Raw genomic sequence first — 2805 nt, forward strand, 5'->3', positions numbered from 1 at the left:
GGATCATTTACATCATATGTTGCCTTATGAAAATTGGAAACACTATTCTGATTGGGGTAAAATAGAATAAATGAAAGGGAATGTGAACATGCAGACACGTATTTTAGTAGCGGATGACAATGCGGAAATCCGTGAAATATTAAGAATTTTATTAACTGGCGAAGGCTATGAAGTGATTGAAGCAAAAGATGGAAATGAGGTCCTTCAATTGTTTGATTCTTCTATTGATTTGATCATCCTCGATATCATGATGCCAAACATGAATGGGTATCAAACTTGTTTAAAGCTTCGTGAAACAAGTAATGTCCCCATCTTATTTTTAACGGCCAAAGGATTGGATTCAGATAAGACACTTGGTTTTTCAAGTGGTGCGGATGACTATTTGGCAAAACCTTTTTCTTATAGTGAATTAACGGCCAGAGTCAAAGCTTTACTTCGTCGTTATCAGGTTTATAAGGGTAAAAAAGAAGAAATCTCTATGGATACTGAAAAAGATTTAAGTATAGATGGTCTTACTTTGCGTTATGCCCAACAAAATGCAGAGGTCAACGGAAAGGAAGTTGAATTAACGGATATTGAATTTAATATTTTGAGTACGTTGATGAAGAATCCTAAACAGATTTTTTCAGCTGAACAATTGTATGAAAAGGCTTGGAATGAACCTTATTATTATTCGGCAAACAATACGATCATGGTTCATATTCGTAATCTTAGAAAGAAAATTGAGAAAGATCCCGCAAATCCGGTATACATAAAAACAATATGGGGAAAGGGGTATCGTTTTGAATAAAAAAATAACGAGACTGTATCTTTCCTTTCTTGTTTTTTTATTGAGCTTTTTTGCGATATATTCGCAAAGATTTGTCGTTTATGATTCTTTAAATGCACATTTTAATTATTCGGACACTTTATCTAAAGAAAAAATCAAAGAGGCTAAGGCTTATTTGGATGAACAAGAACAAGTGGATTTCATAAACCACACTCAAATTCGTAAAGATTTAAATCAATTATTAAAAAAGGGAAGTTATCAAGTCATTTTATATAAAACTAAATCAAATAAACCAGATGATAAAGTCGTAGATTCTGTACTTGCGTTTCGTGGTCGTGCTCCTTTAAAAAATGCACAAAAGTATAGTATTTTTATAAAGAGTTCAAGTAAAACAAGTTGTATTGAGTGGTATCCATCTTTTTCAAATTATTATCGTTCTTATCGTATTTTTGGTGGTATTTTAAGTCTTATTATCACAATTCTTTTTTATTGGATTAGTGGAAGACTTCAACCACTTAGATCAAAGAAAAACATCTTCTATTCTTTATCCAGTCGTATGATGTTTTCTTTTCTTTGTGCAACATTATTGGTATTAACTTCTTTTTCGTTTCTATATTTAAATCGTAGTATTGTCTTTGAATTTTTAATGGATACATTTTATCAATCGGAAGATTATTCTTCTTATGCAAAGAAATTAGAGAAACAACTACAAAATTTTGATCTAACAAAAGAAAATAAAAAAGCCATCAATCATATACTAAAAGAAAACGTATTAAATCATGCCTATGTGGGATTATATGATGAAGAAGGAATCTATTTTACGGATAAGTCTCCATTAAGCAACAATAATCTTCTATTATTATATAGTTTTGATGATTTGGACGTTTTGGAAGCTCCATTATACTATGACTATCCAATACAATTTAAAAATCAAACCGTTTCTATGTATATTACTTCTTTTCCAATGATTCCATTTCAAATTCCTTATATTATTCTTTCACTTTTGATTTCTTTTTCTTTCTATTTGATTGTCCTACAAAGTTTTATCCGTAAACGAATTCATTCCATTCAAAATTTACAAGAAGATGTCTTTACTCTTGCGATTGGAGATTGGAATCATGAAATCAAAGTAAGTGATAAAGATGAGATTGGACGTTTAGCCCAAGACTTGAATCAAATGCGCATTGCCTTTCTACAAACGATGGACAATGAACAACAGGCGCGTGTTGCGAATAAAGAATTAATTTCTTCTTTATCCCATGATTTAAGGACTCCGTTGACAACTTTAAAGGGATACCTTGAAATCATGAATTTAAAAAAGGATGATATTGAATTTCGTGATCAATATCTTCAGAAGTGTTTAGCTAAAGTTGAAGAAATCACCTATCTTTCAAATAAAATGTTTGAGTATTCTCTTGTCTTTTCAACAGAATATAATTCAGATCTGACAAATATACCCGTTCAAAGAGTCATGGATACATTGATGGATCATATTCAGTATTTAAGGGAAATGGATCTACATATTTTATATGAACCTCTACAAACTTCTCTATCTATGGATGCGAATTTTGCGATGATCCAAAGGATATTAAACAATGTATTCTCAAACATTCAAAAGTATTGTGATCCTTGGAAAGATATCGTGATTCAAACAACAATTGAAGAAGATCGATTAAAAATGAGTTTCACGAATTCAATCAATCGTCATTTAGATAAGGTAGAAAGTAATGGAATTGGTTTAAAAAGTGTTAAAAAAATGATAGAACTCCATCATGGTACTTTCTATCAAGATGAAACAAATGATTTGTTTACGATTGTATTAACTTTCCCTATTCATCAGTAAGAGTCATTCTTACTGATTTTTTTATTACGAAATCAGAAAATTTATGATATTATAACTAGCGTTCGCTTTTTGGTACATATTGGAAACATCTGTGATGAACAACACAAAAAGTCATTGGTAGTGTAAAGAATTTATGAAAAACTCGGTATATGAAGATCGAAATTTGAATAAATTGTTTATGCGCTGTACACAT

Annotated in this window: 2 protein-coding genes; both read left to right on the plus strand. The window is 30.6% G+C overall.

The genetic code is table 11. From position 1 onward, the window contains the following. Positions 1-88 precede the first annotated feature (88 nt). Positions 89-790, plus strand: coding sequence for a response regulator transcription factor (locus tag Q0F04_RS11575; RefSeq protein WP_295753451.1), 702 nt, complete (start codon positions 89-91; stop codon positions 788-790). Next, positions 783-2612: a HAMP domain-containing sensor histidine kinase gene (locus Q0F04_RS11580; RefSeq protein ID WP_295753453.1), complete on the plus strand. Its 1830-nt coding sequence runs from the start codon at positions 783-785 to the stop codon at positions 2610-2612. Before Q0F04_RS11575 ends, Q0F04_RS11580 begins: the two co-directional genes overlap by 8 nt. Positions 2613-2805 lie beyond the last annotated feature (193 nt).

The organism is uncultured Holdemanella sp. (assembly GCF_934772795.1).
GTDB lineage: Bacteria > Bacillota_I > Bacilli_A > Erysipelotrichales > Erysipelotrichaceae > Holdemanella.